This window comes from Psychrobacter sp. UBA2514 (assembly GCF_002341255.1).
In the GTDB taxonomy this organism is placed as follows: Bacteria; Pseudomonadota; Gammaproteobacteria; order Pseudomonadales; family Moraxellaceae; genus Psychrobacter; species Psychrobacter pacificensis.
Map to the genome: position 1 here is coordinate 66261 of NZ_DDNS01000003.1, position 13759 is coordinate 80019.

At 48.0% G+C, this 13759-nt stretch carries 9 protein-coding genes; 7 read left to right on the forward strand and 2 right to left on the reverse strand.

Features of this window, described 5'->3' with window-relative positions:
• The first annotated feature begins 42 nt into the window (after positions 1 to 42).
• Positions 43 to 1230, forward strand: coding sequence for an isovaleryl-CoA dehydrogenase (locus B3V51_RS01175; protein ID WP_286707824.1), 1188 nt, complete (start codon positions 43 to 45; stop codon positions 1228 to 1230).
• A 135-nt stretch (positions 1231 to 1365) separates the two neighbouring features.
• Here B3V51_RS01175 and B3V51_RS01180 read toward each other — a convergent pair whose 3' ends face one another.
• Positions 1366 to 2094 (reverse strand): pantothenate kinase, encoded by a 729-nt coding sequence (locus tag B3V51_RS01180; RefSeq protein ID WP_212563922.1) that lies wholly within the window; start codon positions 2092 to 2094, stop codon positions 1366 to 1368.
• A 71-nt stretch (positions 2095 to 2165) separates the two neighbouring features.
• The gene (locus B3V51_RS01185) at positions 2166 to 3137 is read right to left on the reverse strand and encodes a biotin--[acetyl-CoA-carboxylase] ligase (protein ID WP_071002318.1); all 972 of its coding nucleotides are present in this window, start codon (positions 3135 to 3137) and stop codon (positions 2166 to 2168) included.
• Between the two features lie 180 nt (positions 3138 to 3317).
• Here B3V51_RS01185 and B3V51_RS01190 point away from each other — a divergent pair, with 180 nt between their 5' ends.
• The 6 genes from B3V51_RS01190 (at position 3318) to ligA (ending at position 13722) form a co-directional block, all read left to right on the forward strand.
• Positions 3318 to 4121, forward strand: coding sequence for a sulfite exporter TauE/SafE family protein (locus tag B3V51_RS01190; RefSeq protein WP_071003696.1), 804 nt, complete (start codon positions 3318 to 3320; stop codon positions 4119 to 4121).
• Between the two features lie 46 nt (positions 4122 to 4167).
• Positions 4168 to 5133, forward strand: coding sequence for an STM4504/CBY_0614 family protein (locus B3V51_RS01195; RefSeq protein ID WP_212563920.1), 966 nt, complete (start codon positions 4168 to 4170; stop codon positions 5131 to 5133).
• A 12-nt stretch (positions 5134 to 5145) separates the two neighbouring features.
• Positions 5146 to 6087 carry a hypothetical protein gene (locus B3V51_RS01200; protein ID WP_212563919.1) on the forward strand — a complete coding sequence of 314 codons (942 nt, stop codon included), beginning with the start codon at positions 5146 to 5148 and terminating at the stop codon, positions 6085 to 6087.
• Between the two features lie 66 nt (positions 6088 to 6153).
• Positions 6154 to 10077 carry an AAA family ATPase gene (locus B3V51_RS01205; protein ID WP_212563918.1) on the forward strand — a complete coding sequence of 1308 codons (3924 nt, stop codon included), beginning with the start codon at positions 6154 to 6156 and terminating at the stop codon, positions 10075 to 10077.
• 215 nt (positions 10078 to 10292) lie between these two features.
• Positions 10293 to 11309, forward strand: a complete 1017-nt coding sequence (locus tag B3V51_RS01210) for a cell division protein ZipA C-terminal FtsZ-binding domain-containing protein (protein WP_212563917.1) — start codon at positions 10293 to 10295, stop codon at positions 11307 to 11309.
• 298 nt (positions 11310 to 11607) lie between these two features.
• The gene (gene ligA / locus B3V51_RS01215; protein WP_212563916.1) at positions 11608 to 13722 is read left to right on the forward strand and encodes an NAD-dependent DNA ligase LigA; all 2115 of its coding nucleotides are present in this window, start codon (positions 11608 to 11610) and stop codon (positions 13720 to 13722) included.
• Positions 13723 to 13759: the final 37 nt, after the last annotated feature.

Sequence of the window (13759 nt, forward strand, 5' to 3'; positions counted from 1 at the left end):
CTTTTAATATTGATTGACTATACTAAAAAACAAGGAATGGTTATGAGTTTACCTGGATTGAACTTTCAGCTTGGCGAAGATATTGACGCGCTACGTGATGTCGTACAGCAGTTTGCGGCAAACGAAATCGCCCCACGTGCAAGCGAGATCGATAGCAGTGATGAGTTCCCTATGGATCTGTGGCAAAAGATGGGCGATCTGGGTCTACATGGCATTACCGTCCCTGAAGCGTACGGCGGCTCGGACATGGGCTACGTCGCTCATATGGTCGCCATGGAAGAAATCAGCCGAGCGTCAGCATCGGTAGCGCTTAGCTATGGTGCCCACTCCAATCTCTGTATCAATCAAATCAAACGCAATGGCTCTGAGGCGCAAAAACAAAAATATTTGCCAAAACTCATCAGCGGCGAGTTCATCGGTGCATTAGCAATGAGTGAGACCGGTGCTGGTTCAGATGTCGTCAGCATGAAGCTCAAAGCCGAAAAAAAAGACGGCAATTACATCTTGAACGGTAGCAAAATGTGGATCACCAATGGCCCTGATGCGGATGTGATGGTGGTCTATGCCAAGACCAATCCTGAGATGGGTGCCAAAGGTATGACTGCCTTTATCGTAGAAAAAGGTATGGAAGGGTTTGGTACCGCGCAAAAGCTCGACAAGCTTGGCATGCGTGGTAGCCATACGGGTGAGATGACTTTTAACAATGTGACAGTACCAAGCGACAATATCTTGGGCGGTCTCAATGAAGGCGTTAAGGTACTCATGAGTGGCCTAGATTATGAGCGTGCCGTATTAGCCGCAGGGCCTATCGGTATCATGCAGGCGGTGATGGACAATGTCGTCCCTTATATCCATGAGCGCAAGCAGTTTGGTCAAGCAATTGGTGAGTTTCAACTTATCCAAGGCAAAGTGGCTGATATGTATACTATTTTGCAGGCAGGCCGTAGCTTCTTATACACCGTTGGTAAAAACCTCGATATGCTAGATGCGCACGGCGCAGGACACAGCCGAGAAGTGCGAAAAGACTGTGCTAGTGTGATTTTATGGTGCGCCGAAAAAGCCACATGGATGGCAGGTGAGGGAATTCAGATATTTGGCGGTAATGGGTATACCAACGAGTATCCACTCGGTCGCTACTGGCGCGATGCTAAGCTGTATGAGATTGGCGCAGGTACTAGCGAGATTCGTCGTATGCTGGTCGGTCGTGAGCTGTTTAGCGAGACCAAATAAAAAAGGGTTAGGGCAGTAGCTAGCAAAGCTTTGACCTTATAAAAGAGAAAAGTATCTAATAAAAAAGCAGCACGCTTTAAACGTGCTGCTTTTTTTGTCAGTGTGACAGTATGATGTTGAGTTATCTATGACGGATTATGACTTATTACGATAATCAAAATACCGTGCCAGACCATTTAATAATAAATCATCGCGCAAGCGTACGGGGCGATTGACATGCTGCGAGATAGTGGCCGCATCGCCGCCTGTCATGATCACCTCAAAGTTTGGGTGACGACGACTAATCTCATTAACCGCACCAACGATAGAGAGCAAGATACCGCGGTGCACCGCGTCTTGGGTGGTCATGCCTTGGCTAACACTATCAAACGTGCCGTTAGAGATGGTGATTTGCTTGGTTCCAGAAAACAGAGACTCGCGTTGTAGGTAAATACTGGGGAAGATATAACCACCCAAATGCTCAGCGTGATCAATCAAGTCAATGGTCACTGCCGTACCGCAGCCGATCACGCATTGGCGTTTTTTCTTATCGACGGCTCCTAGCATCTGTAGCCAGCGATCACAGCCGAGCTGCTGGTCATTATAAGCACTTTTCATAAGCGCATGCGCGGCATCAACATGGACAAACTCAAATGGAATGTTCAAACGACTGAGCGTCTCTGATACTTGGGCATTGAGCGCATCGCCCAGTACGGATGAGATACCAATAAAATCGGGCGCATAACGCTCAAAGCGGTCAGTCAGACCCATGAGTAATTCAGCGGGTGCTTGCAGATGCTGCTTGGCATCATGTGAGACTATCTGCCCGATATCGTCGGTTAGCCAGTATTTTAGGCGGGTATTGCCAAGATCAAGCCAGAGCATAAAAATCCCTTTATATAGCGCTCGTTAATGATGGTGCTCGTCAGTGTTATGATTAAGCCTAGGGCGTGTCCCTAATAAATAACGTCAATACGTCCAGTAAAAAGCGTAGAAATCTTACCGTTATCTTGCTGTAATTGCAAACACCCATGAGTGTCGACACCGCAAGCGACTCCCGTCATGACTTTTTTCTCATTATTATAGTCTTGGGTAACACGTAAACGCAGACCGGCTAGCGCATCCATCGCAGCAAACTGCTGCAAAAATCCATCTAAATAATAGGTATGCCCCGTTGGTTTTTCGATGGCCAAATGCTCAAAGCGAGTCATCGCTGCCATCAGTGCCGTCGTCATTTGCTGATACAATGTTTGTAAGTCTGGCAGGCGAGTGGCTTGTGTTGCTGGCTGCAGCACTGCATAGATATCTTGGAGGCTGATGGCCTGATAACTCATCCCCTCAGAGGTTTGAGCGGTGAGTGTTGGCGCAGCTTTTACATTTAACCCAATGCCTAGCACCACACCAACCAGCTTACCTGATTTGGTCACAGGTTCTATCAAGATGCCAGCGAGCTTTTGAAAGGGCAATGTGCGCTGAAGTGAGATGGCGCTGTCTAAAGCTGAACCATCGGGTGCAGAGTGCGCCAATTCAGAATGATGACTGGCTTGATTCTGATAAAACCCCAAATCATTTGCCCATTTCACCCCAATTGGCGTCAGACCTTGCGCTTGTAGTTGCCCATTTACGGTTTGGATAACAGGCATTTTTGCCAGCTCAAGACCAATAATCAAAGACAGTAGCCCACTAACTGGCATATGTACGGGGTGATATAGCGACAGGTAGACATTGCCGCGTGGTGACTGCCACGAGCGCCCATGTTGACCACGTCCCGCGCTCTGAGTCTCTGCGGTCAAGACGTGTACGGTAGTAGCATCTAGCGTGCCATCTTGCAGCGCTGCGATCAGCTCGCTATTGGTCGAGGCGCTACTGGCAACGTGACGGTGGTTAAGCTCGGATAAAGCGGGAGAGAAATTGGTGAGTGGTGGCATAAGTTTAATCGATGTGGTTAAAGGAAACTTTGATATACTAAGCGGTTACCAAAGACAGCATACCAAAGACAGAATAAAGGTCGCGTTGAGATTTGGCAAATACAGTTAAGTGCGCTAAGAAACCAGTAAGTAGGCAATAAAATTAATACTAGGCCAGTATTATAAAAGGCTTGTTCTATGATGTTATATGTGTGGTTTGTGATTGCAGGGGCGTTTGCAGGTGTCAGTGCAGGCTTGTTTGGCGTGGGCGGCGGCATGATTATCGTTCCTGCACTGGTCTGGATTTTTACCGCGTATGACTTTTCGCCAGAGGTGGTGACACACCTAGCTATTGGTACGTCTCTTGCGACCATTGTTGTGACCTCGATCAGCTCACTGACGGCTCACAATAAACGCGGCGGTGTCCGCTGGGAAGTATGGCGCAAGATGGCGCTTGGTTTGGTTGTGGGGAGTTTGGTCGGCGCTGGTATCGCAGATATGATTGATGGTCAGGCGCTACAAGCCATCATTGGGGTCGGTGCGCTATTGGTTGCGCTAAAAATGCTGTTCTTTTCTAACAAAGAGCAAGTGGGTAAGCCGCTGCCACCTGCTGGGGTACAGTTTGGCGCTGGTACGGGCATTGGCATGGCGTCCTCTATCTTTGGGATTGGCGGTGGCAGTTTGACCGTACCGTTTTTGAACTGGGCGGGGCTGCCGATGAAGCAATCGGTCGGTACGTCAGCGGCGTGCGGTCTGCCCATTGCTCTGGCTGGCGCGGCTGGATTTGCCTGGTTTGGTCAAGATGTGGTCAATCTGCCTGAGGGCACCATCGGATTTGTCCATGTCATAGGATTTTTGTGTATTTCGGTGGCGAGCTTTGCAATGGCAAAAGTGGGTGCCAAACTTGCTCATGTATTGCCTGCCTTGATGCTCAAGCGCGCGTTTGGCGTATTATTGATATTTGCAGGAGGGCAGTTGTTATTAAGTGGATTGGGTGTGATTTAGTTTTGGTGTAGTGAATTAGTTACTAATAATAAATTGAGGGTTCAATATGGCTATTACCGAATTATTCCATAAAAGACAGAAAAGAATTCGAGGCGAATATCCTGACGTTTACCAGTACGAAGAATTGCCTAACAAATTAAAAGTACAAATTGTTCATATTTGGAACGAAACAATAGGTCAAGATCAATCTGGTATTAATTGGAGTCAATTAACCCTAAATCGTGAATACTTAAAAAATTGCTACAAAATATTATGCAAGGAAACTGGTGTTTTTAAGTTGAATGAAGATGATAGCAACGTAGAAGGGCTGATTATTTATTTTGAAAGTATTTATAAATATTTTTTGGAGGAAGAGTGTGCGGAAAAGGCATTAAGTGTAGTAGAACTGATGATGAAAACAATATCAAAATTCTCTAAAGAAAATAGACGTGAAGTCAACATAAATTTAGATGACACTATAAATGAATTAAATCATAGATTTCTTGAAAACGGTGTAGGTTATCAATATGAAAACGGTCAAATCGTTAGAGTGGACTCTGAGTTTATTCATGCTGAAGCGGTCAAACCCGCTTTACAGTTATTAAGTAACCCTACATACAGAGGTGCTCAAGAAGAGTTTTTAAACGCCCACGAACATTATCGTCATGGTCGTTACGATGCCGCTCTAACAGATTGTCTTAAAGCATTTGAAAGTACCATGAAAATCATACTAGATAAACATGATTGGGAATATGGCAAAAAAGATACTTCAAAGAGGCTTATTGATTGTTGTCTAGCTAATGAACTGATACCAAAATTTTGGACTGATCATTTTAATTCATTAGGTAATATGCTTATCTCAAGCATAGGTACACCTCGAAATAAACTTAGTGGTCATGGCAAAGGTAATGATGAGATAGAAGTTCCTGAACACCTTATTCAGTATGTGCTACACATGACAGCGTCTACGATTGTATTTTTAATCAAAGCAGAAGAAAGGTTAAATAGAATAAACCTAGTATGTAAACCATGAGACATTATTAGTATGAAAGCAGCAGAAAAATATCGCCGTGTCTTTGGCTCGGTGAGGCACTTGAAAGATCAGCTATCATGGACGACTGGTCTTACCAATATGGTAGAGTTTTTGGCGTGGGAGCCCAAGCAAATTCTTGGTATCACCAAAAAGCAATATGTACGCCAAATCATTGAGTGGGCTACCCAGCCTGAGCTAGCAGGCAAAAGTGTAGAAGAGATTGAACACGCCATTATCAAAAAGCTCAACGCAAAAATGCATGACACGGAGCAATTAGAAACCTATTCATCCCAAAGGGTCGGTATCTGTCATCCGAGAGAGGCCACCCGCCGTGTCATGTTTTTTTCTGAAGAGTATCTCAACAAAGAGTTCGATATCTTTTTAAGTTTATGTAGTGATGTCTACTTAGACTCATTTTATCAGCAATTCATCACCTTTGAGCCAAATGGGTCGTGGTCAACCCATGGCAACAGTGGATTGTTTGAGGCCAGCACAGAGCTAAAAGCAATGTATATGGACAATTTGGCCTACAACCATCAGGCGAATATGCTGGTAGCCAATGAATTGAAATTTAATGGTCGAAAAAACCCAGATCAGCTGCTCAAGTACTGCGTGATGTATGAGCATTTACTTGATAAAGGCTTTATTGATAAAGGGGCTAAGTTTTTGTTGTTGTTCATCGGCGGCAGTGAGCTAGAGCACAACAAGCAGCGCTTAGCCGACCGAGAGCTGGCGCTGTGTCACAAAAGACCCAAAAAATATCAGCATCTATTAAGACCAGAGCTGTTAGACATCGTCGATCATCTGCAAGTGGCCAGTATCACGTGGTCAGCATTGATTGCGTTCAATCAACGCTACTTAGGAGAAAACGAGGTCAGCCAAGTGGAGCAAAAACTATTACGAGGGTTTCATCAAAGCCTGAAGTCAAAATCGTTTATGCACTTAGACGTTTAACCCTAAAAACTTACAACAATTTCAGGTAGAATAGCCGCCTGTTTTCGCCATATCAACTGACTATTCATGCGCTTAAAATCCCTAAAGCTGGCAGGCTTCAAATCTTTTGCCAACCCAACGACCTTTACTTTTCGTCATGGTATCACCGCCATCGTCGGGCCAAACGGCTGCGGCAAATCCAATGTGATTGATGCCATACGCTGGGTGCTGGGTGAGACCTCTGCCAAGCAGCTGCGCGGCGGGGCGATGAGCGATGTCATCTTTGCTGGTACGCAAGACAAAGCGGCCAAGAGTGTGGCGAGTGTCGAGCTGACCTTTGAGCATACCCAAGATGAGCAGACAGGTATTCGCCATGAGCTTAACTTGTACCAAGAGCTGTCCGTTCGCCGTCAGGTCAATAAAGACGGCCGCTCAGATTACTTTATCAATGGTACGCGCTGTCGCCGCCGCGATGTGGTCGACGTGTTCTTGGGAACAGGGTTGGGCGCGCGCAGTTATGCGGTGATTGAACAAGGTATGATTGGGCGGATTGTTGAGTCAAGTCCTGTGCAACTGCGTGAGTTTATCGAAGAAGCGGCTGGGGTGTCGCGCTATCAGGCGCGCCGCGAAGAGACACAAAAAAAGCTTGAAAAGACAAGAGACAATCTGGCGCGTCTGCACGATATGCAAAGCGAGCTGCTCCGCCAACAAAAGACACTGTCCAAACAGGCAGCGAGCGCGCAGCGTCACGAAGAGATCTCACTAAGCTTGGCTGATATTGAGCAGCAGCTTGCCATTCAGCAGCTCTACCAAGCCAAGCAGCAGCATCAGCAGCGAAAAATCATACATGAGCGCAGTACGGCTGAAGTATCGACATTGCAAGCGGATTATGACACGCTAAAGGCACAGCAAGACAAGCTCACCGCCCGTATTAACCAAGAGCAATGGCTCAAAGATGATGCCCAAAGCGCGCATTACGAGCAGCAGCTGGGCTACCAAAACGCTGAGCATCAATTGAGTGATGCCACTGCACAGCTGGCAGCCATTGAGCAGCAACTGTCTCACTTGGCGCAGCAGCGTGAGCAATCACTCGCTGATATTGAGCGGCTTAACGCTGAACAAGCTGAGCAGCAGCAAGCACTAGAGACGTTACGCCCACAGCTCGCTGAGCTGAGCGACAAGCGTGATAACCACAAGCGTCATGAGCAGCCATTGCAGCGCGCGTGGCATGATGCGCAAAACCAGCTGTCGCGTCTACAAGACAAGGCACGCACGCTTGAGCAGCAGCAGGCGATTAATACCCAAGCACAAAAGCGTCACCAGCAAAGCGATGATAAGTGGCAACGCCGCGCGCAAAATTGGCAAAACCTCTGGCAGCAATTACAGCAGTCTATAGCCCCATCTGCCAGTGCTGTTAGTGCCAGTGCTGATGCAAGTCAGGCAGCAGACGAGCAAGACTTGCATCAGGTGCTAGAAGAGCAAGTCGCTAAGCTGAGCAAACAGCTACAGCAGATTGAGCGTCAGCAAGAAGGGGTGGATGAACGTCTGTCTGAGATACAGCCGCAAGCGCATCATTTGCAGCAGCGACTGAACACGCAGCAACGCGAGCTGAGCGATGATGAAAAACGTCATGCGTTACTGGCAGGTGAATACGACACTTTGCATCAGATATTGCATCCAAAACCTATATCAAACTCTCAAAACAAAGCAGCTGCAACAAATAACACCGATAGTGGCGCTGTAAATACGCAGCAATTAGCTATTACGACGCTGCGTGAACAGATTGAACTGAGTGCGACAGGGCAAGCGCACGCACAGCTACTCGATAGTGTTTTAGCGTTATGGCTAGACAGCCATGTATTAATTGCAAGCCGTGCTGACCATGTGAATGATGCGGATCAAAAAGCCAATAGTTTGAGTTTGTGGCAAGCACTTGAAGATGACATTACTGATTTACTGACTTATCAAACCATACAAAACACCTCAGCCAGTACAAAAGAAAAAACACTAGCAACGGGTCATAGCCTATGGTTGCCTGCGAAGCAAAATAAAACCAGAGACAGTGCCTTTATCAGCGACTTACCAGAGAGCTTAACTGATAAAGTGTTGCCATTATCACAGCTGATTGCGCAGCCTGCGCTTGCGCTATGGCAGCAGTGTTATCTATACACAGCGCAGTTTGAGTCTGCTAGTGAGCATGATATTAACGTGTTTGCCGATGTCTTAAAGTCATTACCGTCATCAGCGCTTCTGCTGACTGCTGATGGTTGGATCATTAGTTGTCAAGGCACGCTTAATTTGAGTAAGCTCGCTGGCGCGCAAGACGATCAAAGCGAGGGCAGCAGTCAGTTTCTCACCCAGCGTTTGGCGCAGCGCACGCGTTTGCAAACGCTAGAGGACCTGCTCGGTGAGCTAGAGTTGAGCATCGACAATCAGCAAAAATCTATCGCAAAAAATCAGCGCGATTATGATGCGTTGATAGTCAGTTTGGAAGAAACGCGTGCCCAAGCTGAGCAATTAACCCGTGATAAGCATAAATACCAGCAGCAACTGACGACCGAGCGCGCCAACGCCGAGCGCTTGCAAGCAGACAGCCAACGCCTAAATGCTGACAAAGCGGCGCTCGAGCAGGAAAAGCAAGAGCTTGCGCATGAGGCGCAGACACTTCTTAATGAGCAGCAGGATATCGAACGCGAGATCGCCACACTCACGCCGCAAATAGCAGAGGCACGAGCGACCAATCAGCAATTACAATCTGAGCGCAGCGAGCTACACCGCGCACGTCAAGCCGATGATGAGGCTTGGCAGGCACTGCAGCTACGTATTCAGAAGTACGAGATGCGCTTAGAGCATTGTGTGAGCAGTCTGGCGCGTGCAACCGAGCAATATGACAAGTCATTAGAGAATGAGCAGAGTCTACAGGCGCGCCATGATAAGCAGCAGAGCACATTACCAACGCTGCAAGCGGCACTGCAGCGCGCACAGACAATGCGTGATGAGCAGCAAGCGTTATTGAGTGAGCGTGATAGCGCGCTCACAGCGCTAAAGCAAGCATATGCTGAGCAGCAGACGGCATTTGATACGTTGCAAAATACCTTGCAGACGCAGCAAAGCGAACTTGCACAGCATGCAACTGAGTTAGCATTAAGTGCCGCGCGCTTGGAGGATGCAAGTAGACATACCCAAAGCGCTCTAGATGCTTATACTCAAGTGAGTGAGAAGTACAAAACGCAAGCAGAACAGCCTCAACAAACCATGAGTGTCTCAAACTTACTGGCAGACTTTATCGCTCATGATCGCCGTGTGCGCCCAGACAAAATCGCTGAGCTTGCGTCCGAACGCGCCAAGCTTGCGCAGCAATTAAGTAAGATTGGCGCTGTCAATCTTGCTGCTGTCGCGGAGTTGGCCGAGGTCAATGAGCGCTTGGAGCCACTTGCGCAGCAGACCACCGATATCGCCGCCAGTATGCAGACATTGACTGAAGCGATTGCTTCGATCGATGAGACGACCAAGACGCTATTTATGCAGACGCTCGATGCGGTCAATAATGAGCTGGCCAATTTGTTTGCTAAAGTCTTTGGCGGCGGGCAAGCCAGTCTGACACTGAACACAGACGAGATGCCAGCCAATACGCCAAAGTCGGAGCAATGGCGGACAGGGCTTACCTTGATGGCGCAGCCAAAGGGCAAGCGCAATAGCCGCCTAGCCGTACTCTCTGGCGGTGAAAAAACGCTGACCGCATTGAGCCTAATTTTTGCGATATTTAAGCAGCATCTGGCGCCGTTTTGTGTGCTTGATGAAGTTGATGCGCCACTCGATGATGCCAATGTTGCGCGTTTTACTAGCCTCATTCATGAGTTGGCAGATGACTTGCAGTTTATCTTTATCAGTCATAATAAACTGACGATGCAGATTGCCGATGAGCTAAAAGGCATCACCATGCCAAGCGCAGGTATTTCTACCCTAGTCAGTGTGTCGCTTGATGAAGCCGCGCGTTATGTAGAGAGCTAAGACCAAAAAAGCCAAAATTAAAAGCGCTATGAGAATCAAAGCGATGCAAATATAATCAATCCATCGGCATAAATACAAATAAGCTTGACCTCAGTCCAGCATACTGGTTATAAAGTACACAATGTGGTGACGACATGGGTCAGCCATGCTAGAATATTGCCATTTATGCTCGTTTGTGTATTCCCTTTTGTTATATATACTAGGATGTATTTATCATGACCGCTATTCAGTTTGTATTGATTGCCATTGCTGCGTTTATCGTGCTCGCAGGGCTGTTTATGGTCATTCGCAGTTTTAAGCGCCGTAATGGTGCTGAAGCTGCTGCGGTCAATTATGATAAAAACGGTATTCCCATCATACCGCGTCATGAGCGCAATATCGTTGATCAGCCAGACTTTGATGATACGGTTGCTGGCGAGACGAGCATTGGCCCTGACCGCACTTATCTGAATGCGGTCGTTGAAGAAGAGCCATTGACGCAGACTCATACTAACGTCGATCCCCAGCTGACTGCTGAGCGTGACACTATGGCGGATGAAGATCATGACGTCGTCGACAATGAGGACTATGCGCGCTGGCAAGAAGAGCAACGTCGCGCTGATAACGCTGAGTTTTTAGAGGCGGCTGAGCAGATGCATATCGAGCAAGAGCCTGATGCATTCTCTAGCCTCATGTCGGCAACAGATAGTTTGATGCCATCGATTGACACGGCAGAAGAGCCAAGCTTCGACAACAACAGCCCGATACTGGATCAGCATTTATCAGAATCAGGCGATGACGCGCAAAATGGCCCTTTGATCAATGCCAAAGACAACATCAACATCACTATCTTGCCGCACCAATATCGCGATCGTCCAACCGCGATTATCCGTGGTCATGATCTGCTAGCATTGATTGATAAATATGGTCTGCGCTATGGCGCGATGAATATGTTCCATCGCTATGAGCAAAAAGACGGCACGGGTATGCTGTGGTTTAGTATGATGGGTATCACCGACGATGGTATCGCGCCCTTTGATCCGCATAGTGTCGCGACCAACACGTATAACGGCATCGTTATGTTTTTATCATTGCCACATCCTCAAGCCGTGCGCAGCTTTGATAGCATGATGAGCATTGCTTATATGATGGCAAGCGATCTTGACGCGATTATGCTCGATGAAGAGAACCAACCAATCACGCCTGAATACAAGCAGCAGCTACGTAATCAAGTTCGTGACTATGAAGGCTAAAAGCTTAAAGGCGAATAGCTCGAAGGCTAAGTAAATCAACTGCTAAAAACAATTATAGAGTGTTAAAAAGGCAAATAGCGATTCACGTTATTTGCCTTTTTTAATGGGCTATAGTTTCTTAAAAGATCTAGAGCCGGTTCAAGATAATTTAGATACGAGGAAGGTGAGTGAAAGTACTACACATAGTAGACTGAGCGAGCCTGACACAGTAGCTGATTTATATAGGATTGGCTATATCCGAGTATCCTGCAAACTTGTTATCATATCGGCATCTTGAATGACAAAAAAGACCCCGACTATGACTGACGCCACCTCACCAAATAATTCTAAAAACCTATCTGCTCAAGTACAAAGTGCAACATCTAATATAGCCAGTTCGGCCAATGACGGCACAAATAATAATGCAGAAATTGTCTCGCAAATGCGCATGCTTATCGAGTCGATAAAAACGCACAACTACGCCTACTATGTGCTTGATAATCCAATCTTAGAAGACAGCGAATACGATCAATTGCGCCGCTCGCTGCTTGAGATTGAAGAAGCCTATCCAGATTTGGTTCAGCCAGATAGCCCAATCAATCAAGTCGGCGATATGCCGCTATCGGCCTTTACCCAAGTCACGCATGACATCCCGATGCTATCGCTGGGCAATGTCTTTGAATATGATGATTTGCGTGACTTTATGCGCCGTGTCAATGATCGTCTTAGCGACTCGCAGCAAAACCCTGAATACGAGATGGAGCTAAAGCTTGATGGATTGGCCGTTTCATTAAAATATGAGCATGGCAAATTTGTCCAAGCGGTCACGCGCGGTGATGGGCAGACGGGTGAGGACATTACCCAAAATGCCAAAACCATTCGCAATTTACCACTATGGATCGCCGATGCGGCTGATATCGAGTTGTTAGAAGTGCGCGGTGAAGTGCTGATGCCAAAGGCGGGGTTTGAGCGTCTGAATCGACTTAGCGAGGCGAGCGAAGGTAAAACCTTTGCCAATCCACGTAATGCCGCTGCTGGTAGCTTACGTCAGCTTGATCCCGTCATAGCCGCCAGTCGTCCACTCGCATTTTATGGCTATTCGGTCAATCAAGGACTGCCTGAAAGTATCGATACCCAGTCAGGGGCGCTGGCATGGCTTACCAAGCTTGGCTTCACCGTCAGCGCTGTAGAAGTGGTCGCCAATCCACGCGCCGCGCAGACTTATTATGAGTCAGTGATAGAAAGTCGTGCCGATTTGCCATTTGAGATTGATGGTATGGTGATTAAGGTGAATAGTCTTGCCTTGCAGCAGCAGCTCGGCTTCTTATCCCGTGAACCGCGCTGGGCGACGGCCTATAAATTCCCTGCCGAGACTGTGATGACGCGTCTCAACGATATCGAATGGCAAGTTGGCCGTACGGGTCAAATCACCCCAGTCGGTAAGCTCGAACCCGTCAAAGTCGGCGGTGTCACCGTCAGCAATGTCACCTTGCATAACTTTGGTGAGATCCAGCGCCTTGACGTGCGAGCAGGCGATATGGTCAGCGTCCACCGCGCAGGCGATGTGATACCCAAAGTCACCCGCGTTTGGGCAGACCAGCGCCCAGCGGATTCTGAACCTGTGACCCTACCTTCGACTTGTCCTGTCTGTGATTCGCCTGTCATCCTACCAGAAGATGAGGCATTGGCACGCTGCACAGGCGGACTGTATTGCCCAGCGCAGCAGACTGAGGCGCTGATTCACTTTGTTTCACGTCGTGCTATGGATATCGATGGGCTTGGTGAGCGCTGGCTGATTAGCTTTTTTGAGCACGGACTCATCAAGACCGTCGCCGATATCTATCAGCTGCACAAGCACACCAATGATTTGATTAACTTTGAAAAGCTGGGCGAAAAGTCGGTCAATAACATCCTTGCCGCCATTGAAGCGAGCAAACACACCACCCTTGCGCGCTTTATCTACGCGCTCGGCATTCGCGGCGTGGGCGAGAGCACCGCGCAAAACCTCGCGCAGCAGTTTGGCGAGCTTGCCCCCTTGATGCAGGCGGATATCGACGCGCTACTACAGACCCCCGACGTGGGCGCGATTACCGCCGAGCTGGTGCATGAGTTTTTCCGCGCCCCGCACAACATTGAGGTGATTGACGCGCTACAGGCAGCGGGTGTGCATTGGGACGCGGTCGAGGCGGTCTCGGCAGATGGCTTGCCGCTCGATGGGCAGACGTGGGTTATCACCGGAGCGCTTGCGAGCATGGCGCGTGATGAAGCCAAAGCCAAACTGCAAGCGCTCGGTGCAAAAGTATCAGGCAGCATCTCCGCAAAAACCACTGCGCTACTGGCAGGGGAAAAAGCAGGTTCGAAGCTGACGAAGGCAGAGAAGTTAGGCGTTAAAGTAGTGGGTGAAGATGAGTTTTTGGCGATGGTTGGAGGTTAAAAATAAAATCCAGTTTACTATTTTTAGATTATTAATT

Coding starts and splice junctions, on each gene's coding strand:
- ligA (WP_212563916.1), top strand. CDS start 11,608: ATGACTGACGCCACCTCACCAAATAATTCTAAAAACCTATCTGCTCAA.
- B3V51_RS01180 (WP_212563922.1), bottom strand. CDS start 2,094: ATGCTCTGGCTTGATCTTGGCAATACCCGCCTAAAATACTGGCTAACC.
- B3V51_RS01205 (WP_212563918.1), top strand. CDS start 6,154: ATGCGCTTAAAATCCCTAAAGCTGGCAGGCTTCAAATCTTTTGCCAAC.
- B3V51_RS01190 (WP_071003696.1), top strand. CDS start 3,318: ATGTTATATGTGTGGTTTGTGATTGCAGGGGCGTTTGCAGGTGTCAGT.
- B3V51_RS01200 (WP_212563919.1), top strand. CDS start 5,146: ATGAAAGCAGCAGAAAAATATCGCCGTGTCTTTGGCTCGGTGAGGCAC.
- B3V51_RS01185 (WP_071002318.1), bottom strand. CDS start 3,137: ATGCCACCACTCACCAATTTCTCTCCCGCTTTATCCGAGCTTAACCAC.
- B3V51_RS01175 (WP_286707824.1), top strand. CDS start 43: ATGAGTTTACCTGGATTGAACTTTCAGCTTGGCGAAGATATTGACGCG.
- B3V51_RS01210 (WP_212563917.1), top strand. CDS start 10,293: ATGACCGCTATTCAGTTTGTATTGATTGCCATTGCTGCGTTTATCGTG.
- B3V51_RS01195 (WP_212563920.1), top strand. CDS start 4,168: ATGGCTATTACCGAATTATTCCATAAAAGACAGAAAAGAATTCGAGGC.